We start from the raw sequence: 23,982 nt of genomic DNA, 5'->3' as shown, positions 1-23,982 counted from the left end.
ATTCCATGTAAAAATATTAAATTGTGCTATTTAATAATATTTGGTTTTGTAGCTTGAATAGATCAGAGGCGGCAAACCTCGCCAATTTTAGCATATCATAAAATTGCTCTTCGGAAAAGGGTTTTTTTTCTGCTGTGCTTTGAATTTCTATTATATTTCCATTGCCTGAGAAAACAAAATTGGCATCTACTTCTGCGTTACTATCCTCTAAATAATCAAGATCAACTATGGGCTGTCCTTTATATATACCACATGAAATAGCGGCTACTTGGCTAATTAAAGGATTAGTTCTAAGTATTTTTCTAGCAATTAATGATCTAATCGCTAAATGAAGTGCAATATAGCTACCAGTAATTGCCGCTGTTCTAGTTCCACCATCGGCATTAATTACATCACAATCAATGATAATTTGTTTTTCTCCTAAGGCTTTTAGATCAATTGCGGCACGCATCGATCTACCAATTAATCTTTGAATTTCTTGCGTCCTACCTGACTGCTTTCCTTGCGTCGATTCACGCTTTATACGCTGGTGGGTTGAACGTGGTAACATACCATATTCGGCAGTTATCCAGCCCTGATTTTGCCCGCGTAAAAATGGCGGGACACTTGTTTCATAGGTTGCACTACATATTACATGGGTATTACCGAACTTAACAAGACACGAACCACAAGCATTAAGTAGAACTGATGGTTCAATTGAAATATTGCGTAATTGATTATTCTTTCTATTAAAATCTCTCATTGGATTATTACTTAATTAAAATTGACTTGAAAATACAAAGATTTACACTATATGTTAAGAAAATAGATTTTTGCAAGAAAAAAGGCTGTAAATATGGAAAAACAACAGGAAAAGAATAATGATAACCAAGAAATTAAGGTTGATAATGATGCTCAGCTACTAAATGAAATAGAGGAAGATCCTGCAGATACCCTGATTTTGCAAGATAGTTTGCAAGAGATTACTAGCTTGAAAAGTCAAATTGAAATTTTACAGGATAAACTGCTAAGGACAATAGCCGAATCTGACAATACTAGGAAACGTTTAGAAAAATTAATTGAAGATGCAAAAGACTATGCCATTTTCTCTTTTGCTAAAGATCTGCTCAGTGTTAATGATAATCTCTCTAGAGCTTTGGAGCATAAGCCACAAAATACGGAAGGTGATCTAGCTAGTATTATTACCGGGGTAGAAATGACTAAAAGTGAGTTGACTAGCATACTAAAAAAGCACGGTTTAGAATCAATAGAACCATTATTAGGGGAAAAGTTTGATTACAATATACATCACGCAATTTCACAAGTAGTATCAGATGAATATGATCAAGATAGTGTTATAGGTATTATGCAATCAGGCTACAAAATAAAAGATAGGCTAGTTAGACCTGCTATAGTGCAAGTATCGAAAAAAATATAGCTAACCTAAAGAAGGTTTTAGCTATATGCTAATCTCTCGCCTTCGATGTCATCCCAGCGAAAGCTGGGATCTAATAATGTTTAATAGTCTTTTAGGCTATTTTTTGGATTCCCGCCTACGCGGAAATGACAGCTCTAGGTAGTAACTACAACTGTAGTATTAGCGTAGTTAATAATGGGAGATGGTATTAGACCCCTGCTTTCGCAGGGGTTGTAAGATCGAAAGCATAGGGATGACCATAGTACCCTACATTTTTTATATAACCACTATTAAAATGGCTGCTGATCGTCATTGCGAGGAGTCGCTGAAAGCGGCGACGCGGCAATCTAGGATACGCGAAGCGTACTAGAAAAAACAGCTTCGCTGTTTACCTAGATCGCCACGGCATCTAAAGATGCCTCGCGATGACGATTATAGAAAAATGTAGGGTACTATGAGGGATGACATACTACCGATCTACACAGAAATAACACACTTTGGGATAATTTATAAAAGAAGAGGAATCATCTTGGATAAAATTATTTTTTGGGTCATTGTTATTGGGACTGTTATAGTAACTTTGACTTTGATCTCTGATATATTGATGCCATTTTTTATAGCTGGGGTAATATCATATATATTACATCCTATAATTGATAATCTCTCATTACGATATAAACTATCTAGAACTATAATAGTTTCGGTAATTTCTTTGCTGTTTTTTAGTATTTTTGCTATAGTGGTTGTGGTAGTGTTGCCTATCATATATCAACAAACAACTCTACTTATTAGTAAGATTCCTGCCTATAAAGATTACTTACAAACCGAATTAGCACCAGTTATTACGGCAAAAGTTTATTCAATAGATCCAAATATTGCCGATAAGATAAAAGATTCTATTAGTAATTTTGTTAATGGCATATTTTTGCTTATCACAGGTCTTGCTAATAATATTTGGCATGTGACGAAGGTAACAGTCAATTTATTTGTGTTAATTTTATTAATACCGCTTATATTGTTTTATTTTTTACGGGATTGGCTAACAATGGCAAAGAATATAAACCTCTTGCTACCTTTAAAAGCTAAAAAGAGAATTCAAGAAATATTATCAGCAATTAATTATTCCTTATCTGCTTATATAAGAGGACAACTAAATGTTTGTTTATTATTATCAGTTTATTATGGGGTCTCTTTATCGATTCTTGGCGTAGATCTAGGGGTATTATTAGGAATTTTATCTGGTTTCTCAATAATTATACCATTCGTTGGAGTTTTTATATCCTTTTCTCTTACCATGATTGTTAGTTATTTTGCTTTTGGTATGGTCAATAAATTATTTTATATAATAATTATCTATTTGATTGGTCTAATAGTTGAGGGGTATATTTTATCACCGAAAATCATAGGTGATAAGATAGGATTACATCCTCTTTGGATAATATTTGCGGTTCTAGCACTGGGTAACCTATTTGGCTTTATTGGTATATTTTTTGCTGTGCCAATTGCTAGTATAATAAAAGTTTTGTTTTTAGCCGCTATCGATTTTTATAAATCCAGCAAGTTTTATAAAAATTAACCACTCTCAATGTCATTCCTGCTTCGGTCAGGAATCCATAATATCTAATAACCCGAATTCGGGATAAAAATTAGTTAATTCTTATCCCGAATTCGCGTGACATGATATTCTTATTCGCTTGCATAAACCAATATATCCAATATAGTCATAGAGCAAAATAAATATAAAATAGGCATTATGACTACAGTTAAAAATCAAGAACCACAAGCTATTACAGACTCAGATAATAACGTTTGCAATCCTAGCAAATTTGTTAGTTTCCTACAATCCGTGCTTCCATGTTGTGCCAAAGTAGGAGATGTAGCTGTGGTTGTATCAAAGGACACAGTTATAGTAGGAAAGACAGTGGTAGAGATTCTCCATCCTAATGGTCATGTGCCGAGTATTCATGAGCTAAATATTAGTGGTGAGGCAGATAATGAGTATGATGATATAGCATGCTAAACTTCAGTAATGTTCCATTGTTGGAAGTTAGGATTCCCTCATGAAAAAAAGTGGAAAAAAGAGTAGCTTCGGTGTAGGATCTAAAACTATATAACATATCGTCTATGCTATTTTTTTAGACCCCGCTACCTTCGCAGGGGGCATCGAAGGGGAATCAAAGGTGACGTCACCCCTAATGGGGATGGGTAAGAGAAGCGAGAGTATTAAATCGATGTCTTATACCATTTCCCATTATTAACTACGCTATTTAGCACTACAGTTGTAGTACTAATGTCAAAACGATGTCATCCCAGCGAAAGCTGGGATCTAATAATGTTTAATAGTCTTTTAGGCTATTTTTTTAGATTCCTGACCGAAGCGGGAATGACAGCTTTGGGTAGTAACTACAACTGTAGTATTAGCGTAGTTAATAATGGGAAATGGTATTATATCTAATTGAGGTTAATTATGCCAAACTCCCAACAATATATATTACCATTATTTAGTAATGATCTATATGTTCTAGATAATTTTATTAATTCACTTTCTAATCAAGTCGCGTACAATTCAATCAAAAACTGGTCTGTATCTTGGGGAAGTAAACCGTATGAGTTTACACTTTTGATTTATGGACCACCATCCTCTGGTAAGACCTATCTTAGTAAAATATGGCAAAATTTGTCGAATGCATTTTTTATAAAAAAAGATTTAGATATACTTAGTGCAGAAGATATAATGCAGTATAATGCTTTTATTATGGAAGATATAGAATTTTGGGATGAAAGGAAAGTTCTCCATTGTTTTAATTTAATAAGTGAGTGTCGTAAATATTTGTTGATGACTACAGGAAGTTTAGCTAGTAATTTTGCGTTACAGGATTTATCCTCAAGAATTAATTCTGTTGTAAGATTAGAAATAAACCAGCCTGATGATGAATTAATGACTAAGTTAATCTTTAAGTATTTTTCTGATCAATCGCTTAAAGTATCTGACTGTGTAATTGAATATTTATTAATTAATTTGCCGAGGCAATTTGATCAAATGATAAAATTATTAGGGGTAATAACGCATTTTGCATTAGTTCATAAGAGAGCTGTTACTGTTCCTCTTATAAAACAAGTTCTTAAATAATATCGCCTTAGTGTGGGCTTAATATATATAATTTTGATTATGTGGTAAAAATGTTATAAAAACAGTTGATTTCTTTTATATAAGCTATTAACGTATAATTTCAATAATTAGTTTTAGGAAAAATCAATGTCTATAGATGTTCTTGTTGTTGATGATGAAGCAGATATTAGAGATTTAGTCTCAGATATTTTAAAAGAGGAAGGATTTACTACCAAGACTGCTGCTAATAGTATTCAAACTTTTAAAATACTCCAGGAAAGAACCCCCTCGGCAATTATTCTAGATATTTGGCTTCAGGGTAGTGAACTTGATGGGCTTGGGATTTTGGAAATAGTAAAAAAACGCTATCCACTAATGCCTGTGATAGTTATTAGTGGACATGGTACTATTGAAACTGCAGTAAATGCTATCAAAATGGGTGCATATGACTATCTAGAAAAGCCATTTAGTCACGATAAGTTAGTGATTTTATTAAAAAGAGCCTGTGAAGCAGCTAAGTTAAAGCGTGAAAATCTTGATTTAAAATCAAAGGTTATTGATAAAACTGAGCTTATAGGTAACTCTCACATTACAGCTAAGCTTAAGTCTGATATTGAAAAAGCTGCTTTAGCTACTAGTAGAGTATTGATTCAAGGTAAAATTGGTAGTGGTAAAGAACTAGCTGCTCGATTAATTCATAAAAAATCAAAAAGGGCTAATGCTCCTTTCGTAATCTTTAGTCCAATATGCATGGATCCTGACCGGGTTCATCAAGAATTATTTGAAGGAATAGAGAACCAAGGCATTATACGTCCTTCGATATTAGAAATAGTAAATAATGGTACTTTATACATAAATGAAATTAGTGGTTTGCCAGTTTCGGTACAAGTAAAATTGCTTAAATTTGTGCAAGATCAAATGTTTCATAAGGTAGGGGGAAGCAAAGCAATAAAATTAGATATACGGATTATTGCTGCAACTTCTAAGGTTATACAAGAAGAAATAAGTAAAGGTGAGCTATTGGAAGATTTATATCATCGCCTAAATGTTATTTCCCTAAAAATACCATCTTTATATGATAGAAAAGATGACATGTCTGTATTAGTGAAATATTTTGTTAGGCAGCTTGCTAAATTTTCTGGTTTAAAAGCACGTGAATTTTCTGATGAAACGATTGCAGCTCTGCAAGTTTATAGTTGGCCAAGTAATATAAGGCAATTACGCAATGTGATAGAGTGGACTTTAATTATGAATCCGTTATCTTCAAATAATAATGAAGTAATAAAACCATCTATGATACCACCAGAAATTCTAGTTAATAATGCTAGTTCTGCAAAGCAGGAAGATAATGTTGATATGATGACCATGCCACTTCGAGAGGCAAGAGAGGTTTTTGAAAGGCAATATTTAGCTGCTCAAATGTATAGGTTTAATAATAATATTTCTAAGACCTCATCCTTTGTAGGTATGGAACGTTCGGCTTTACATCGTAAATTAAAATTGCTCCATTTACATATTCCTAATAATAAATTTAACGAGGAGGAAATTTATGACAGTTACGAATAAGAAAACTCTAGCAAATTTTATAGCTAATAAGCATGCTGTAATTGTTATTAAAGTGATGATGGGGGTAATAGCTCTCTTTGCTGGAAGTCAACTCAGTATTCCTATCGAACCAGTACCAATATCTATGCAAACTGTGGTGGTTAGTATTATCGCTTTTACTTATAGCCCGCAACTGAGTTTTGCTACAATTTTAACTTATCTTACAGCTGGAATAGTAGGGCTGCCAATGTTTGCAGATTTATCTAGTGGTTTACATTGTTTTTTTGGTACAACATGTGGTTATCTTATAGGAATGTTACTTGCAGCTCCTGTTATGGGTATACTTAATAGTAGGTTGTTTGAAAAATTTACTAAGAGATTTTTAGTAGTGTTTTTTAGTTGTCTTATTGGTCACATTATAATTTTCTTTTTGGGAGTTAGCTGGTTGACAACAATTATAGGAATTAAACAAGCTATTTATAGTGGGTTTATAATATTTATACCAACTGGTTTAGTGAAAATTTTAATATTTTCTTCTTTATATCATTATATAACAGGTGTAAACAGAAAGAATGCTCTGTAAACAACCTCAGTGTCACCCCTGCGAAAGCAGGGGGCTAAAAAAATACCCTAAGAGACTATTCAGTATTATATATCCCTGCCTTCGTAGGGATGACACTGAAGGAAGTGATAATGGGCAGGTTGTATTATTGGAGTATTTCAAACTAAAATTCTTTATTCTAATTTTTCTTTCATTCCTTACCGGATGTTCGGATTCTCCGAGAGATGCAGATGGTTTGTTATCTAATAGTCAAAGTCTTGTTATTAGGAATTATATAATAGAACAAAATAAAAATAAGGTACGAGTAAATATTAAAAGTAAATTTGGTTCAAATTTAAGGGGATTAAAATTATTAGGTGTTAAACTGATAGATGAAGATCTTTCTAGTGTTGATTTAAGTTTCTGTGAAATATCACGTGTGGATTTCTCAGGAGCAAATTTTGAGAATGCAATTCTAACAAAATCTGTAATTCAAGAAAGTGATCTCTCTAATACTAAATTAAAAAATATATCAGCTTATGGCTCAGATTTTCAAGCATCTATATTTGAAAATGCCCATTTGGAAAATAATAATTTTATTCAATCAAATTTTGAGGACACTGATTTTATCAAAGCTAATTTAGAAAATGTTAATTTTGAAAATGCCAATCTTATTAAAGTTGTATTTGATGATAGTATTATAAGTAAATCTAATTTTCAGAAAAGCAATTTAGGAAAAAGTAGTTTTAAAAAGGCAGTTATATCAAACTCTATTTTTTATGGTACAGATTTGCGGCAAATATTAGCTAATTACGCTAGTATCACTGATTGTTATTGTGAATCTGTAGATCTAACAGGGGTGGATTTTACTGGAGCGATTATTAATAATTCAGATTTTACTCATGGTATTATTAATCAGGCTCAATTAAAAAATATAAAGCTTACTAACTCGTTATTCTCTTTTTCTTCTTTTCAGTCTGCGAATTTTACCAATGCAATTATTGAAAGTTGTAATTTTGAAAATACCAATTTTAATAATGCACAATTGCAGCAAGTGCAAATTCAAAAGAGTATTATGGATAATACTCACTTTAATAACACTAGCATAAAGGATCTATCAATAAAGAATTGCAGTAGCATTTTGCTTAAGTTAAATAAAATTAATATTGTTAATAGCGATATTGAGAATAGTAATCTTACTGGTATATTACTGAATAATAGCTATGTCAAACAAGCAACGGTTATTAATTCTGATTTGACTAATAGCGAGTTAATAAACTCTAATTTCTCTAGTACTCAATTTAATAAGGTAAATTTTACTAAAGTGCTTATGCAGAATACTGTTTTAAATAGTACCAAATTTGTTGATAGTCATCTTTATCAAATAGCTATCATAAATTCAGATTTGTCAGAAGTGACCTTTGATAATTCATCAATTATAAATTCTCAACTAAATAATGTGAGATATAAAGATGGTAATTTTGTTAATTCAGATTTTAATAGAAATATTGTATTAAATAGTCAGGACTTTGATAAGCTTAAGTCAGCAAATATTATATATTCTGTAAAAGATTTAGAACAGGTAAAAGACTTATCAAATATGAATTTACAAGGTTTAAATTTACTAGATCTTGTATTTAATCAAACTATTTTTTCAGGTTCGGTTCTTAAAAGGGTAGATTTATCTAATTCTAAGCTTCAGAGTTGTATATTACAAAATACTGACTTAACTATGGCAAATCTAAATAACACAGATTTTAGTAAATCATCGCTTATCGGTAGCAAATTAGAATCTGCCAAACTTTATAATACAAATTTTAATGATACTGATTTAACAAATGTTAATTTCATTAGAGCTTTTGTTAGTAAAATATCTTTAGTTAATGCAAAGCTGGATGGAACTAAAGGCCTTGATGGTCAGAGCAGTAAAAATATAGAATAATATAACCTACGCGAATTTAGGATAAGATTTGTCAATTCTTATCCTAAATTCGGTGAAATTATCGAAACAATCAGATTTGAGACGGCTCTGTATCTGATTGTTAAATTAATATTTTGCTAAAAACATGATTTTAAAAGATTAAAATCATGTTTTTAGCTTTAGGGTGTGTCATCAATTGAGCCAAATTACCATGGAAGCCATATAAACAGCACCCAAAAAGTTCTGAGATGTTTTGTCATATCGTGTTGCAATAGCTCTATATTGCTTCAATTTTGCAAAAAAGTTCTCAATCAAATGCCTAGCTTTATAGAGATCCTTATCATAATTAGCTGGATTCACACGATTCTTCTTTGGGGGAATCACAGCTATACATCCCTTATCTTTCAGCTTATCTCGCATACGTGCATCGGCATCATAAGCCTTATCAACAAGTACAGCATCCGCTTTCGTCAATTCATTCATCAAAACATCAGATCCTTGCAAATCATGAGCTTGACCCGGGGTAAGAGGGAATCCCGTTGGATTCCCTAGGTTCTGTTGACAAAAATTATAGTTAGGAAAGAGGAATAAAAAGTTGCCATAGTAAGAAGAAATGGTAGTTTCTAGTTATCAAAAAAAGGAACTACCAATATGAAGTATTACATAGAAGAACAAGCATGGGAAGTAATTTTATCATTTTTTAAGGAAAGAAATGGTATACTCAATTAACCTGAAGAGTTGCAGAAATGGTTAACGGTAATAGTTTGGAAATTATCGTTTATTAAGGTACGTAACCTATCTTTATAATCACCGATGTTGCTAAAAAATTTGTTTATTGCTTCCGAAAATTGTTCAAAATTATGATAAAATTTATTATTAGTTGTAATACGGTGCATAAACTTCCATAATCTCTCAATTGGGTTCAGATTTGGACTATATGGTGGCAAAAATACTAGCTCTATTTTCGTATTTACTAGGTATTCCTTGACTTTCTTGGATTTGTGGTAACTAGCATTGTCACAGATTAAATAGACCTCTTTCGAAACTGGTTGACGTAGTTCAAAATTATAAATGCCAGAGATCAAATTAAATCTAAGACCAAATCTTTTACGTCTATTTCGATATTTGTCAGCAATAATTTTGAACCGTTTTAGCATACCAATAACGTTTTCATTTAGAACTCTTTCTCCTGCTAACCTACGATTATTCTTTTTATCATTTTTAGTTAAAGGATTTTTCCTCAGTACAGGACAAAGAGATTAACAAGGTGATAATCGGAGTAAAGATGGTATTATTGGCTTAATAAATTTTGTTATAACTTCCATCCATTTTTCCATCATTTCTGCAATATTCAAAAATATTCTCTGCAAGTAATCTAAGCCATACCTGAATAAGGATATAGACTTTCTACCATGTTTTTTAAGCTTTATAGGTTTGATAGAATTTTGCCATTGACCCACAACATAAGCAAAAGTAAATGCTATAGCAAGTAAACCAAGCAATTTACTAATTCTATCTAAATGTATTATATGGGTATTTTCAAAATTGAAGCCCCGCGTCTTAAGGCAAGCAAAAAGGTTTTCTATTTCCCATCTTTTTTTATATATATTTAGTGCTATATTAGGGTTATCATTGGTAGCTATGATTACTAATTCTCCTTGAGCATTACGCAATGCTGCTACAGATACTTTAGGTCCTTTATAATTCTTACCCAAATATCTTTTTCCTTTAAACAACATATATTCACCATTCTGTAACTTCTTAATTAAATGATTAGCAGTAACTAACTCATCTTCTGTTCTACCAATGGTAAGATTGGCTTTGATTCTAATATAAAATGGTATCATTTTATCGGCTAAAAACTTTAGCCATAAATCACCTATAAACTCCCGATCCCCAAGCAATGCTGACATCTTCTCTATGCCAAATATAGTAATAAACCTTTCCATTAATTGCTGACGTTCAACGTTATTAGAAGTTCCTGCTTTTGGCAACATATCCCACATAATTGGTATAGCAATGCCTTTATGGCAAATAGATAATACTAAAATATTGATGTCAAGCTTACCAAATTTCCAATTTGTCCGATCCAGCACTAGTAACCATTGTTCAGCATCAATTCCAGCCAACCTAACCAGTAACTTGGCTAAGGACGTATATGATAATTCACATTTGGCAAAAAATCTCTGTAATTTCTTATAGCGTGATTCTTGCTTATCTCCTTTTATCGTTAAGGCAAGCTGTGTAAGATTTACATCTCTCACTTGCAATAATCCTAATATTATTTGTTCTATTAATTTTATGCTTGCAAAACTATTAAAAAAGTAGTCTCCTATTAATTGTGATAACGCTGTAATCATTCTCTTGCCTCTTAAGTCTTCAATAACCTAAGTAATAGAGCTTTGGCTACGCGTTATCTACTTATTTTCTTCTCTCCTTAATCTCTTTGTCCTGTACTGAGGGATTTTTCTTGCTTTTTTTCTTTGGTAATTCAGAATTATTGTGAATTTTTTGTATATACTCGATGAAAATCAACAATTGCGTTGTTGTTGTCCAAGACCTGCGGTGCTCACGTACTAATGTACGCTGTGCTCCTCGGCTTGGACACTCCTAGCACTTGTTGATTTTGATCTTCGTCTACCAACTCTTCATTTACGAGCAGTATACCTTGATATCCTGTATCAGTAATCGCTTTAACCTTAGGATGGATAAGAATTTTGGATTCCTTAAATAATCTAAAGTCATGTTTTTTACCGTTAGAAAAATCTGTACATATTACTTGGTGTGTTTTCTTGTCTACCACTATTTGAGTTTTTAGTGTATGCCTTTTCTTCTTTCCTGAATAATAGAATTTTTGTTTTTTTTGGGTCTTTCTATAGGACTCTCAGTAGCATCAATCAAGACTACTTCATAATTCATATCACTCTTCATTAGAGCTTTACGACCTGGAAGAGCAAAGTTTGGGTGTTTAACTAGGGTGTCTTCTACCCATTTAACAGCTTTATATGCTGAACTTTCACTAATCCCATAGTTCTGACCTATATGGAAATAAGTACGGTATTCTCTAAGGTATTCTAAGACCATCAGCAACTGTTCCTCCAAATTGAGCTTATTTTTACGCCCACCTTTTGATTTCTTAAGACCATCAGCTTGCCTCAAAATATCCACCATCTTTGAGAATGTTCCCTTCTTTACTCCTGTTAATCGACGAAATTTTTCATCCTCTAACTCTTTAATCTGATCGAATTTCATATTATTACTTCAAATCAGATATTTATAACACCATTCTACATCATTGTCTAGTTTCGAAAGAAGCCTAATGAGCAATACCAACAAGCGGAGATAACATTTTGATTCCCGAACCTATCCCAGCAAGTATTGAACCCTTAACACCAATCGCTCCTAAGCCTGCCCCAAGTCCAAAAGTTAAAGCTGTTAGCCCCAATCCTTGTACTAGCCCAGTCTCTCTTGCAGATTTTTGATACTTACCAGCTCGCCACTCTAAATCTCTGCCATAGCTATCCAACTGGCTTTGAGCAGCTTCCCCATAACTTCTTAACTGGTTTTGCAACCCTTCAGCATGCGATTGCTGCCTTGTATACTCAATTAACCTGAAGAGTTGGCAAAATGATTAAAAGTTATAGTCTGAAATTGGTTAGTTATAAGAGTAAGCAAATTACCTTTGTATTTATCAATATTACCAAGAAATCTATCTATAGCTTCTGAGAATTGAGCAAAATTATGGTAAAATTTATTATTTGTTACAATTCTATGCATAAATTTCCATAATCGTTCAATCGGATTAAGATTAGGGCTATAGGGAGGTAAAAATACTAATTCTATTTTGCTATTTACTAGATACTCCTTTACTTTCTTTGACTTATGATACCCAGCATTATCACAAATCAAATATATCTTCTCTTTATTAGGATTTTCTGCTTCTAATTTTTGTAGAAAATTGATTATATAATCACCGTTTACTTTAGGATTATCTGTGCTAACTAATTGCAAATCAGATAAATTAATTGCTCCTATTAAATGCTTCCTTTTCCAGCCACTAAATGTTGGTAAAGTTTTATTTTGATTCTTTCTGATCCAACCATAACGGGCTTTTGTTTGATACTGAGGATGAACGCTATCCATAAAATATATAGCTTCTTTAGCCTTGAGATTACCTTTTAACAAACTATATTCTAGCTTAAATAGTTCTTGCTTATCTACATCAAGCTTGCCGGGTACGATCTTTGGCTTTTTATATACAAAGCCTAATCTCCTTAATAGCTTTGTTACTCCTGCTATTGTATAGGCAACACCGTATTTTTTTTCTATGTAATTGCTAATATCTTTGGCATAAACATAATTACATACTTCTAAATGCTCTATTAACTCTTTCTCTTCTAGCTCACTTAGCTTACTTGCACTACCACCGTTAGCTGTCTCTAATTTATTAAATTTTTGATAATCTCTTATATGCTTTCTTATAGCTTCTTCACTTAACAGCAATGCTTCTGCTATTTCTTCATAGCTCCAACCTTTATCATACAACAAAACTGCCTTAATTCGGTCACATACTCTCCTATCTCGTTCATTACCATGACGTGACTTCAGTGCCGTTCTTTGTTCAGATGTTAAAATATTTTCCATAATCATATTCTAGCTTCTTTCTTCTCTTCCTTCAACTCTTCATTTACGAGCAGTATATTCCTCTAAAAATCTTAAGAATTTGCTCAAATTCTTTTGCTTTATGCCCAAATTCCAAATATGTATTATTAATTGGTGTATCGTATTCATCAATCAATATATATACTTTTTGTTTAAAATGTTTATATAAAATCTGACTTAAAAACTTTAGGCTGTTTTTTAAATAGCTTATGTTAATATCACCACTTAGATAATTTTTTAACTTTACTTTTTGCGGGATACTGAGAAATTTACTACCTTCTTGAGTATATTGTTCTAAATAATTAAATCTTTCGTATAATTCTATTATTTGATCTATAATGCTACTAACTCATGTATGGAGTTCCTGTAAAATGCAAGAAAAAAAATAACGTTAATAGCAAAAAAGCAAATGCATACATGTATCCGACTTATAACAAAGTAAATTTTATTAATATTTTTTAATAATACAGATAAAACTCACTCTATAGTCCTGATGGAATTCCCTAGCTTACAAACTTGAACATAATCACCTTAACGGCTTTATTTAAGCCCATGAGTTAGACAGTTTTTTTGTAAGCTAAGGTTTGTCTTATTTACCATCAATATTATTATTCTTTCGCATATTCCAAGTTGGAATCTCTTACATATTCTTTGTTGTTTACCTATTAATTATATAAATCACTATTTATGTTAATTATAATATCTCCGTTACTACCCACTCTTTAGCTACAAACTTTACTTTCCTCATAATCATCTCCTGACTTGAGTACTGCAAACACCACTCTTGCCAGTTTATTAGCTACAGCTATCACTGTTTTATTATGCCCTCTTCGATCAGATAAATTAAACATCCACTGGCTAAACTTACTAAAATCTTTTTTAGATTTCTGTTCTTCTGAGGTGAATCTTATCTTAGCATTTAGTACAGCTCTAGCCCCCTGAATTAATAAAGTGCGTAAATATACATCTCCTCGCTTGCTAATTCCAAGTAGCTTATCTTTTCCACCACTTGAATCTTGTCACAGCTTCACATATAGCTTTAGCATCAGCTTGATCGTTTTTATTAGTTTTAACATACGGTTTAACAAATTGTGGAGCCATTAGTTTTACTATATGCCCCAATTTAGTTATTTCTCTTGCCCAGTAACTAGCTCCACCGCAAGCTTCCATTCCTATCACATTTTGGCGTATTAGCCATAAATGTTAAAACCTGATCTCTCATCAATTCTTTCTTTAATACCGTCTTACCATTTTTATCTACACCATGAATTTGAAAAATTCTTTTTGCAATATCTATACCAATTGTGGTAACTTCCATCTTAGCCTCCTGATTGTTGTTTTAATATATTTAATATTAACTCTAGAAGATTAGCAACTGCTTTTCATTCTTTATATCAGGAGCTCCATACCATTACCTTACGCATGGCATTTAAAAGTCATAGGGAGAATAGCCTAGAGCTATTAGCGAGGAGCCACTTTGGTGGCGACGAAGCAATCCAATAAATGTGGATTGCCACTACACTCACGTGGTCTCGCTAATAGACGTCTTGTACTTTTCTGCAATCTTTAAATTGCCATGGGGGTTATGCGTAAGGTGAGTTCTTAAGGCAGTTCCAATCAATATCATCTAAAAAATATTATATTTATGAACATTAAAGTTAAAATTAAAAAATTAGAACATTCTGTAGATATTTTGCCCAGTTATGCTACTGAGCATAGTGCTGGTATGGATCTAGTAGCAGCAAATATTGAACCAATAATTATAAAACCACAAGAAGTAAAGTTAGTACCCACGGGAATTTGTATAGCATTACCTAGTCATTTAGAAGCCCAAATCAGACCAAGATCAGGTTTAGCACTAAAACATGGTGTTACCGTGCTGAATTCACCTGGTACAATTGATGCTGATTATCGTGGTGAGATAAAGGTAATTTTAATTAATCATGCTCAAGAAGATTTTATAATTGAGCGTGGTATGAAAATTGCTCAGATGGTTATCGCTAGATATGAGCAGATATTATGGGATGAGGTTGATTCGTTAGATGAAACATCTAGAGGTCTTGGTGGATTTGGTTCGACTGGGAAATTCTAAATTAGACTAACGATATTGCCTAGCTATACTCAAATCATTTGAGTATATGTCTAATACAAAAATTAATAATTTATATTTTCCAGTCGGAGTGTTTAGTTTCTCCAGTTTTATAAAAAGAAGTTACTTCTTTTATAAAATGTTTAAAATCCGAATTTTCTTTAACTAGTCTATTAGCCATATTCCAATCAATCTCTAATCTTTCTTTAGCAGGAATTAGTATTCGACCTTTTTCGGATTCGTTTATGTTTAATAAAATAAATCCTATACCGTGCCTAGCAGAAAGAATTTCCAGTTCACGAGAAGTGTTACTATCCTTACTTTCTACTAGAGAGAAAGCTACTAAATATCCATAGTGAGCCCATGACGAATTTGATAATGCTTGAAAAAAGGATTCTCGTACATTGGAGTGATTAATTTTTACTTTCACCTCAAAAGACCAAAGTTTAGCTTTTATATCCGCATATTGTTTGACGCAATCTTTGATCGGCTCTGTCCAATCTTTCGTCATAGCCTTCATTCCTACTAGGTCGGGATATAACCATTTATTAGCATTAGTACCACTACGATTTGAAGAACGTTTATCATTAATAGTCATGTTATAAATACTAAGCTCATCCCAAAGAAATTCTGAAAGCTTTAGATACACCTCTTTTTCTTTTATATTTGACCATTTTTCAGCGTCTTCTATCTCCGCTTGATCAGTTTTTTTAGTAAAATAATATTTACGCGGACACTCTTGTGTTATTTTAATACCAGGCTCTTGTTTTTGTATGGCTTCATTACGTTCTTTAGTCATTTCTCCACTAAAGAGTACTATAATAATTTGAGCTATTTTTGCTGGATCAGTTACATTGAGTATTGATTTGCATTTACTGTTCTCCGCTTTTTTCTTGACTTCCTCAGGATAAGTTTTTACTAGCCATGCAGCTATTTCTCTAGAAGTAAATTTCTGACCTTCATTGGCTTTAAGGAAACCAATAATTGCTCTGTTACGGTTAAATTGCATAGATACTACTATTTTATAAACTACTAATAAATAATAATCAGAATAGTAAAGAATTTAAATATAACTAATAATATAATTCCAAGTTATTATCTTTAAATTTAAATATAGTTGTAATATTACAACTCATTTTTAACAAATACCCAATCTTCATCGGAAGACTCAGTTTCACTATAGTAATAGTTTTGTTTAGAGAATTGTTTTAATTTTTCAGGTACATCTATAAGATTTTCTGCAATAAAGTTAAGCATGCTGCCCCTAGCTTTCTTGGCGTTTATAGCTATTATTTGTAATTTATTATTTCTTTTTTCTTTAAAATATATATTAATTATTGGATATTTAAGATCATTTTGATTTATGGCAGGGGAATATTCATTAGATGCTAGGTTGATTAGATATTTATTTTGATGAGTTGCTAATATTTGATTTACATAATTGGTGATATCGTCTTGCCAAAAATTTGATAATTTTTCAAAATTTGGCAATTTTGTTGACATTTCTAGCCTATAGGGTTTTATTTTATCAAAAACTCTTAGTGGTCCATATAAACCTGATATAATTAACGTGTGTCCTTGCAAGAAATCCCATTGCTCTTTAGAGAAACTTCGTCTATCAATATTATCATAAACATCCCCATCATAGGCAAATATCGCTTGCTTTTGAGGATGGTTATCGAAATCTTGAAATCTATGATAATTAAGCTCAGCCAGTTTGCTACTTACATTCATTACCTGCTTGATCTGATTCTGCGATAGGCTTTTACATATCTGTAAGAGATACTGCATTTTAGTAAGGAAATGCGGCTGCGTACATGGTAAATCCGGTATTTCAGAGATGAAATCCTGAGTCTTAGCTGGTGAAATTATACTTAACATATCTGTAATCTAGACAAAAAATTTATACCATGTCCGAAAACTAATCATCACGTCGTCGTACTTCATGATATCCGCCTCCTCACGTACTAGTTATACGCTCCGGTGCTCGGCATTCGTACTCCGAGTAGCAATTTAGTTTTGGGAAATGGTATTACAACTTAACTGATTCAATTAATTTTCTAACTCCATCTACTGATTTATTAAATAGATCTTGCTCTTCATCATTTAATTTTATTTCCACTATTTTTTCTACACCATTTTTACCAATAATAACTGGTACTCCGACATACATATCTTTTACTCCATATTCCCCTTGGAGATAAGCAGCACAACTTAATATTTTACGTTTATCTTTTAGATAACTCTCTAACATTTCAATAGCAGAAGTTGCCGGAGCGTAATAGGCAGAACCATTTTTAAGTAGTGAAACAATTTCTCCACCACCATTTTGTGTGCGATCTATTATCGCATTAATACGTTCTTTCGTCGACCACCCCATTTCTACTAAATCTAAAACTGGTATGCCGTTAATTGTCGAATATCTAACCAAAGGAACCATTGAGTCACCATGACCTCCAAGTACAAAACTACTAACATTTTCTACGGAAACATTAAATTCATTGGCTAAGAAAAAGTTAAATCTTGATGAGTCAAGCACTCCAGCCATACCAACCACCATATTGCTAGCTAGTCCACTTTCCTTTAACATTACGTAAACCATAGCGTCAAGTGGATTGGTTATAACAATGACAAAAGCGTTCGGTGCATATTGCTTAATGTTGTTAGCCACAGTTTTTATAACAGTAGTATTAACATTAATTAAATCATCACGACTCATTCCGGGTGAACGTGGTACTCCAGCTGTAACAATGATAGCATCTGAACCTTCTATGTCTTTATAATCGTTAGTACCTTTGGCAATTATATCTGATCCTGTAATTGTTCCAGCTTGTGATATGTCTAAAGTCTTACCCTGCGAAGGACCTTCAGATAAATCAAACATAACTATATCAGCAAGTTCTCTCAAGGCTATCAAATGTGCAAGTGTTCCGCCAATCTTTCCCCCACCAATTAAAGCAATTTTTGTTCTTTTAGCCATACTTCCTCCTGAAAAGCATTTTATGAATTCATTGAATCAAAAAATTCTGTATTAGTTTTAGTGTTTTTAAGTTTATCAATTAAAAATTCTGCTGCATCGATAGTTCCCATTGGGTTAATGATTCTACGAAGAATCCACATTTTGGTTAAAATGGCTTTATCAACCAATAGCTCCTCTTTACGTGTACCAGATTTAGTAATATCAATCGCAGGGTAAATACGTTTATCAGCTATTTTACGATCGAGAACTATTTCAGAATTACCAGTACCTTTAAATTCTTCAAAGATCACCTCGTCCATACGCGAACCGGTATCAATTAAAGCAGTTCCTATTATAGTTAATGAACCACCATTTTCAATATTTCTTGCCGCTCCAAAGAATCTTTTTGGTCGTTGTAATGCATTTGCATCAACCCCTCCTGTAAGAACTTTACCAGACGATGGTACAACAGTATTATAAGCTCTGGCAAGTCTTGTTATTGCATCAACCAATATTACTACATCTCTTTTATGCTCTACTAACCTTTTAGCTTTCTCAATAACCATTTCTGCAAGCTGAACGTGTCTAATAGCTGGTTCATCAAAAGTTGAGCTAACTACTTCACCACGCACTGAACGTTGCATATCAGTAACTTCTTCTGGGCGTTCATCAATTAACAAAACAATTAAAAATACTTCGGGGTTATTGGTGGTAATAGCATGAGCTATATTTTGCAATAGAACAGTTTTACCCGTTCTTGGTGGAGCAACAATCAACGCACGTTGTCCTTTACCCATAGGAGCAACCAATTCAATTATTCTTGTACTAAAATCCTTACTATTATCTTCTAGCTCTAGGGATAATTTTTCTTCAGGATAAAGTGGCGTTAAATTATCGAAATGTACTCTATGATAGGCCTTAGAAGGGTCTTCAAAATTAACTTTGTTTACTTTTAACAAGGCAAAATAACGTTCTCCTGGTTTTGGAGCTCTAATTTGCCCTTCTACCGTGTCCCCTGTACGTAGTCCAAAACGACGAATCTGACTTGGGGAAATATAAATATCATCAGGACCGGCGGAGTAATTTACCTCTGGAGACCTAAGAAAGCCAAATCCATCAGGTAGAATTTCTAATACACCTTCCCCTGAAATCAAATCACCTTGTTCAACAGATTTCTTGAGTATAGCAAAGACTAGCTCTTGTTTTAGCAAAGCACTAGAGTTCTCAATATTAAGATTTTCTGCTTGTATTTGTAACTCTTCAGGTGATTTACGCTTTAATTGTTTAAGATTGATGGTAACAATACCATCTTTATTAGGACTATCGTACTTGATACTATTATTGTAATGATTATCAGATGATTCCTTATTGTTAGTAACTGTATTTTGGGTCATACCTATTTTTTTTAGATTAGTTAAGATCAGACTTTTCTAGAAACTTTATTCTTTCTAGGTCATTTTGTTGTTAGAATCAATCGAAGGAATCCTCATGTACACTAGTACTACTTACGATTTTTTGATTAATTTTTTAGTAAAAATTCCTTTCATAGCTAGTTTTGAAATAGGTCTATTGCTTTAAAAACTGGGAGAATCACGAAACCTACGAAAGTCAAGTTACTTAAAGATTAAGGTTAGACTACTACTCGAATGATTAGACTTCTTGCACCTTTGATGTCACTCCTGCGAAAGCAGGGGTCTAAAAAAGTCCAATAGTCTTCTTGGGCTTATCTTTTTAGATTCCTGCCTACGCAGGAATGACATCGTTTTCATTAGACTTTTCTTGCATAATTCTACTTCTGTTGGTAATTTATTCGTCGTGTCTAGGCTCGAATCCGTAACGGAATTTGAGTACGCTGCGAGTCGAGATTCCGTGGCTTCTTTAAATTCTTGCACATAAACGAACTCTGCAAGAAGTTTATTGAAATTAGCAACACAAAATTTTGACAGTTCAGCTAGACTATGTGGACCTAGAGAGCATTCGTATTTCCGAGTAACTAACTTAATTTGGGAATTGGTATTAATACTAACTTAATTATTTATATTTATCAAATTATTTTGCGGTTGTCAAACAAATTACACATGGTAGGGTAATTTAAAAGCTATAACCAATAGTTGATGCACATGTGTATACTAGTGACCCCCACGACAAAGTCAGTCAATTTACCATAACCTTCCTTTATTTACTGCTTTAAGAGTAGGTCTAGTAGGTTTAGTAGGTGTTTCTAGTTCTTTTTTAATTGTTTCTATATGCCTTAACGTTTTCTTTACTTGTTGAATTTCTGTTTTAATAGTACTAGTAATCCTAGACATGCTTGGATTATTTTGCGGCTTCATTGATGATAATTTATCTGTTTGAGTTTCCTGAACTATAGGGGCTTTTGTAGGCATTTCTTGCTCTGATTTTATTGCTATCATTGAAGTATTTATGGTATCTTGCCTATCATGCACTTCTTCTACCTTTGGGTTGGGCAGCCTAACAGTATCCTCAACTAGCTCTTGAGGTTTAGGTTTGTCCATCTGTGCTATCAAATTGCTCTGTAACTTATCCACCAAAACTCTGTTATCTAGTTGGTCCGTAGTTAACTCATTTAATCTGTATGCTTCTATATTTTCTAACTTAGCTTCTGTTGGTGTTGACACCACAAAATCAGAACTACTAGGTTCGGGTATTTGTTTTGTTTCTATGCTAGAATGTTGAATAAGAGGAGGTGGTGGTGTAGACACTGAAGTTGACATGGTTGGTGTAGTTTGATTGCTATATTTGTCTGTAAGATATGTAGCAATATCCTGTAAATTATTTGTAGAAATAGGTAATTTTTTAATCACAGAAGAATACCAAGATTTATCTGCTGCAATTTTATTTGTTATGTCAGATATTATCCCCTCTTTATGATTTCTTAGTCGCTCAGAACCAAGTTCTATTAAAGTTGGAGATAATTGTTCCGAGATTTTGTTATTTTGTTGTTCTGTAATCTTTATATCTGTTTTATTTTGAATTTTGTTAATAGATTCTTCAAGGATTGGCTGTAATATTAATTTTGCATCTTCATCTTTAATAATTGGATTAATAGAATCGGCAAATCGTTTGATATTTTCTTCTGTAATTTTTGTCTTATCTAAGGTTAGAAACGAAGAATTTTTTGGAGCATTATCTACACTAAAAAATTTCTGAGCTTCCTTGCCAATTAAGCTATGTAATTCTGTTGGTGTCCACTCTTCAAATAACTTAGTTGCTAATTCACTGGGCATATGAACATAAGGTAGAAGCTGTTTACAAAAAGCCTCTTGTCTACTCTTTTGTTCTTCCATAGAACCAGTATCTGTATCCTGTATCTTTGTACTAAGAGTCAATAAAAGCCTTTTGCTTTCATTTGCTCTATAATTAACAAGCTCTGGACTTAAGCCATTATTCCTACTAGCTGCTAATTCTTTTATAAAAGAATTAGCAGATTCATTAACTGCATTAGAAAGAGCTGTAAGTTCTGTCTTATTAAGTTCTTTGAAGTCTTTAGAAAATTTAACAGTTTTATTTCCTTGGCTAATAGTTTCGTTAAAAATATTAAGTTGCTCGGTACTAAAAGCTCTTGGATCTGCTTGTAAACTTTCCATAGTGTTGTTAATTACTGTACTGGCATAATCTGATTTAGGAATTGCTTGACCTTTTAACTCTAATATTACTTTTTTAACAGCTTCAAGAGCGATCTTATTCTCATCATTGTTACTACTTTTAATATCATTTAATACAAATCCTTTTAAACTAGCTTCTAAGTTTGCAAATTGCCTATCTGTTTTTGCCTTGTCATTGTCGTTCATAAGTCCTTTAGAACGTTCTATATTTAAACTAAAATTATCAAGAAGTTCTTCTGTCTTTTGATCAGATAAATTACGGTAAAAATTTTCTACTGCTAATCCAGCTATTGCACTCATAAATGATTCGTTAGTATCAATGAGTAATTCATTAGCTATGAGTTCTTTTGATAATTGTGGAGTTAGTTTTTTTAGAAATTTAAGTTTATATGTGTATGCCCTTCCTATTAATTTATTTATATTTTCTATCTCATTTTTAGTCTTAACTCTAATAATATCATCTTTTTTGTCTGCTAAATTGCTATCACTTTCGTACCCAGAATCAACAGATCTTACCGATATATTATCATCTTGATTAGTACTATATTCAGAATGAATAGACTCCTTCTCCCTCTCAAAATTAGATATATTTAAATTACTGGATTCTATAGTTGCTCTATCGTCTGACATAAAAACCTTTCATTATATTAACCACAAAATTGGAAGATATATAATCCCTATTACAAAAGAATCTCTATTGAATTGATGATTTTTGCAAGCATTTTGATATAGAACAAATATACTTAATGCATTTCAAAGTTGGCGTTGTTGTATTTTTGTGGAAAACCCTGCTAATATTTATTCTTCACAATTGTTTGCCTTCAGATATAATATCATATGTAGATATTCTAAGAGTTAATTATGTTACAAATTAGCGATAAAATTTTTTCTAATCTTAGTGGGCAGGAAAAATATGATATAATAAGTAGTAAGCAACGTGGAGATTGGGATAATACAAAAGATTTTATTATTAAAGGTAGAGAATGGATAATTGATGAAGTAAAAAAATCAGGTCTGCGAGGGCGGGGTGGTGCTGGATTTTCGACTGGCATCAAATGGTCGTTCATGCCTAAAGACCATCCAAAGCCTAGTTACCTAGTGGTTAATGCTGATGAATCAGAACCTGGTACGTGCAAGGATCGTGATATTTTAAGGTATGAGCCACATAAATTAATTGAAGGTTGTTTGCTCGCCAGCTTTGCTATTAACGCACATACTTGTTACATATATATTCGTGGTGAATTTTATAACGAATCCTCCAATGTACAGCGTGCTATAGATGAGGCTTATGATGCCGGTTTTATAGGTAGTAATGCTTGTGATACAGGGTATCATCTTGACATTCATTTGCATAGAGGTGCTGGGGCGTATATTTGCGGTGAGGAAACAGCTCTGCTCGAGAGCTTAGAGGGCAACAAGGGCTTCCCTAGATTAAAGCCACCATTCCCGGCTAATTTCGGCCTATATGGTTGCCCAACAACTATTAATAATGTTGAATCAATTGCCGTTGTACCCACTATACTCCGGCGTGGAGCTGATTGGTTTGCTGGAATCGGTAAGCCTAATAATACCGGAACGAAGATTTTCTGTATTTCTGGTCATGTAAATAAGCCATGTAATGTTGAAGAAGCCATGGGCGTACCTTTAAAGGAGTTGATTGAGAGATATGCCGGAGGTGTACGGGGTGGATGGAGTAATCTGAAAGCTATTATCCCAGGTGGCTCATCAGTACCGTTGCTACCAAAGTCATTATGTCAGGATGTTGCAATGGATTTTGATAGTTTAAGGGCAGCTGGTTCGGCACTCGGGACTGGTGGAGTCATTGTTATGGATAATTCAACGGATATTATTTACGCTATTGCTAGGCTTAGTAAATTCTACATGCATGAGTCTTGCGGTCAGTGTAGTCCCTGTCGAGAAGGTACAGGCTGGATGTGGCGAGTTATGATGCGACTGGTACGCGGTCAGGCAAAAATAGATGAAATAGATCAGTTACTGGACGTTACAAAAATGATCGAAGGACGTACTATTTGTGCCCTTGGAGACGCTGCTGCTTGGCCTATTCAAGGATTAATTCGTCATTTCCGTCATGAGATTGAAGAAAGGCTAGCTCGGCAAGGGTAACTATATGAAG

At 33.0% G+C, this 23,982-nt stretch carries 22 protein-coding genes and 3 pseudogenes; 9 read left to right on the top strand and 16 right to left on the bottom strand.

Features of this window, described 5'->3' with window-relative positions:
• Positions 1-16 precede the first annotated feature (16 nt).
• Positions 17-742, bottom strand: coding sequence for a ribonuclease PH (rph, locus tag AAGD29_RS07215; protein WP_341757632.1), 726 nt, complete (start codon positions 740-742; stop codon positions 17-19).
• A 93-nt stretch (positions 743-835) separates the two neighbouring features.
• Here rph and grpE point away from each other — a divergent pair, with 93 nt between their 5' ends.
• From grpE to AAGD29_RS07180, 7 genes are all read left to right on the top strand, one after another.
• Entirely contained in the window at positions 836-1,417 is a 582-nt protein-coding gene (grpE, locus tag AAGD29_RS07210; RefSeq protein ID WP_341754047.1) for a nucleotide exchange factor GrpE, read from the top strand.
• A gap of 433 nt (positions 1,418-1,850) precedes the next feature.
• A complete protein-coding gene (locus tag AAGD29_RS07205; RefSeq protein ID WP_410521143.1) occupies positions 1,851-2,972 on the top strand; it encodes an AI-2E family transporter in 1,122 nt (373 codons plus the stop codon).
• Positions 2,973-3,149: 177 nt separating this feature from the next.
• On the top strand, positions 3,150-3,416 hold the full coding sequence (locus AAGD29_RS07200; protein ID WP_341754050.1) for a hypothetical protein: 267 nt from the start codon (positions 3,150-3,152) through the stop codon (positions 3,414-3,416).
• Between the two features lie 447 nt (positions 3,417-3,863).
• Positions 3,864-4,526 carry an HdaA/DnaA family protein gene (locus AAGD29_RS07195; RefSeq protein ID WP_341757631.1) on the top strand — a complete coding sequence of 221 codons (663 nt, stop codon included), beginning with the start codon at positions 3,864-3,866 and terminating at the stop codon, positions 4,524-4,526.
• 126 nt (positions 4,527-4,652) lie between these two features.
• Positions 4,653-6,071 (top strand): sigma-54 dependent transcriptional regulator, encoded by a 1,419-nt coding sequence (locus tag AAGD29_RS07190; RefSeq protein ID WP_341757630.1) that lies wholly within the window; start codon positions 4,653-4,655, stop codon positions 6,069-6,071.
• Positions 6,055-6,633, top strand: a complete 579-nt coding sequence (locus tag AAGD29_RS07185) for a biotin transporter BioY (protein ID WP_341757629.1) — start codon at positions 6,055-6,057, stop codon at positions 6,631-6,633. Before AAGD29_RS07190 ends, AAGD29_RS07185 begins: the two co-directional genes overlap by 17 nt.
• Positions 6,634-6,760: 127 nt before the next feature.
• Positions 6,761-8,533: a pentapeptide repeat-containing protein gene (locus tag AAGD29_RS07180; RefSeq protein ID WP_341757628.1), complete on the top strand. Its 1,773-nt coding sequence runs from the start codon at positions 6,761-6,763 to the stop codon at positions 8,531-8,533.
• A 171-nt stretch (positions 8,534-8,704) separates the two neighbouring features.
• Here the strand turns inward: AAGD29_RS07180 and AAGD29_RS07175 are convergent, their stop codons facing one another.
• The 10 genes and pseudogenes from AAGD29_RS07175 to AAGD29_RS10325 all read right to left on the bottom strand — a co-directional run.
• Positions 8,705-9,127 carry an IS5 family transposase gene (locus tag AAGD29_RS07175; RefSeq protein WP_410521200.1) on the bottom strand — a complete coding sequence of 141 codons (423 nt, stop codon included), beginning with the start codon at positions 9,125-9,127 and terminating at the stop codon, positions 8,705-8,707.
• Between the two features lie 110 nt (positions 9,128-9,237).
• Positions 9,238-9,594 (bottom strand): transposase, encoded by a 357-nt coding sequence (locus tag AAGD29_RS07170; protein ID WP_410521199.1) that lies wholly within the window; start codon positions 9,592-9,594, stop codon positions 9,238-9,240.
• Positions 9,568-9,753 (bottom strand): annotated as a pseudogene (locus tag AAGD29_RS07165) (transposase family protein); the annotation flags it as partial. The gene AAGD29_RS07170 and the pseudogene AAGD29_RS07165, both read right to left, overlap by 27 nt.
• An 18-nt stretch (positions 9,754-9,771) precedes the next feature.
• A complete protein-coding gene (locus tag AAGD29_RS07160; protein WP_341757626.1) occupies positions 9,772-10,872 on the bottom strand; it encodes an IS4 family transposase in 1,101 nt (366 codons plus the stop codon).
• Positions 10,873-11,174: 302 nt separating this feature from the next.
• Positions 11,175-11,764, bottom strand: a pseudogene (locus tag AAGD29_RS07155) (IS5 family transposase); the annotation flags it as partial.
• A gap of 64 nt (positions 11,765-11,828) precedes the next feature.
• Positions 11,829-12,083 carry a hypothetical protein gene (locus AAGD29_RS07150; RefSeq protein ID WP_341757625.1) on the bottom strand — a complete coding sequence of 85 codons (255 nt, stop codon included), beginning with the start codon at positions 12,081-12,083 and terminating at the stop codon, positions 11,829-11,831.
• Between the two features lie 35 nt (positions 12,084-12,118).
• Positions 12,119-13,156, bottom strand: coding sequence for an IS630 family transposase (locus tag AAGD29_RS07145; protein ID WP_341757624.1), 1,038 nt, complete (start codon positions 13,154-13,156; stop codon positions 12,119-12,121).
• A 43-nt stretch (positions 13,157-13,199) separates the two neighbouring features.
• Positions 13,200-13,433, bottom strand: a complete 234-nt coding sequence (locus AAGD29_RS10335) for an AAA family ATPase (RefSeq protein ID WP_410521198.1) — start codon at positions 13,431-13,433, stop codon at positions 13,200-13,202.
• A 463-nt stretch (positions 13,434-13,896) separates the two neighbouring features.
• Complete coding sequence (locus AAGD29_RS10330) at positions 13,897-14,025, bottom strand: hypothetical protein (RefSeq protein WP_410521142.1); 129 nt, start codon at positions 14,023-14,025, stop codon at positions 13,897-13,899.
• Between the two features lie 163 nt (positions 14,026-14,188).
• A pseudogene (locus AAGD29_RS10325) lies at positions 14,189-14,492 on the bottom strand (IS110 family transposase); the annotation flags it as partial.
• Positions 14,493-14,819: 327 nt separating this feature from the next.
• On the opposite strand from AAGD29_RS10325, the gene dut reads away from it, so the two are divergent.
• The gene (gene dut, locus AAGD29_RS07135) at positions 14,820-15,266 is read left to right on the top strand and encodes a dUTP diphosphatase (RefSeq protein ID WP_341757623.1); all 447 of its coding nucleotides are present in this window, start codon (positions 14,820-14,822) and stop codon (positions 15,264-15,266) included.
• Between the two features lie 70 nt (positions 15,267-15,336).
• Here the strand turns inward: dut and AAGD29_RS07130 are convergent, their stop codons facing one another.
• The 5 genes from AAGD29_RS07130 to AAGD29_RS07110 form a co-directional block, all read right to left on the bottom strand.
• A complete protein-coding gene (locus AAGD29_RS07130; protein ID WP_341757622.1) occupies positions 15,337-16,272 on the bottom strand; it encodes a hypothetical protein in 936 nt (311 codons plus the stop codon).
• A 116-nt stretch (positions 16,273-16,388) separates the two neighbouring features.
• Positions 16,389-17,144: a peroxide stress protein YaaA gene (locus AAGD29_RS07125; RefSeq protein WP_341757621.1), complete on the bottom strand. Its 756-nt coding sequence runs from the start codon at positions 17,142-17,144 to the stop codon at positions 16,389-16,391.
• Between the two features lie 151 nt (positions 17,145-17,295).
• Entirely contained in the window at positions 17,296-18,243 is a 948-nt protein-coding gene (gene mdh / locus AAGD29_RS07120; RefSeq protein WP_341757620.1) for a malate dehydrogenase, read from the bottom strand.
• A 20-nt stretch (positions 18,244-18,263) separates the two neighbouring features.
• Positions 18,264-19,616 carry a transcription termination factor Rho gene (gene rho, locus AAGD29_RS07115; protein WP_341757619.1) on the bottom strand — a complete coding sequence of 451 codons (1,353 nt, stop codon included), beginning with the start codon at positions 19,614-19,616 and terminating at the stop codon, positions 18,264-18,266.
• A gap of 765 nt (positions 19,617-20,381) precedes the next feature.
• Positions 20,382-22,478 (bottom strand): hypothetical protein, encoded by a 2,097-nt coding sequence (locus tag AAGD29_RS07110; RefSeq protein ID WP_341757618.1) that lies wholly within the window; start codon positions 22,476-22,478, stop codon positions 20,382-20,384.
• Between the two features lie 231 nt (positions 22,479-22,709).
• Between AAGD29_RS07110 and nuoF the strand changes: the two genes are divergently transcribed.
• On the top strand, positions 22,710-23,972 hold the full coding sequence (gene nuoF / locus AAGD29_RS07105) for an NADH-quinone oxidoreductase subunit NuoF (protein ID WP_341757617.1): 1,263 nt from the start codon (positions 22,710-22,712) through the stop codon (positions 23,970-23,972).
• The last annotated feature ends 10 nt before the right edge of the window (positions 23,973-23,982 follow it).

The sequence above is a fragment of the Candidatus Tisiphia endosymbiont of Ditula angustiorana genome (assembly GCF_964026425.1).
Taxonomy (GTDB): domain Bacteria; phylum Pseudomonadota; class Alphaproteobacteria; order Rickettsiales; family Rickettsiaceae; genus Tisiphia.
The sequence above is the reverse complement of the archived record's forward strand: the minus strand, read 5'-3'. Positions and strand labels throughout refer to the sequence as shown.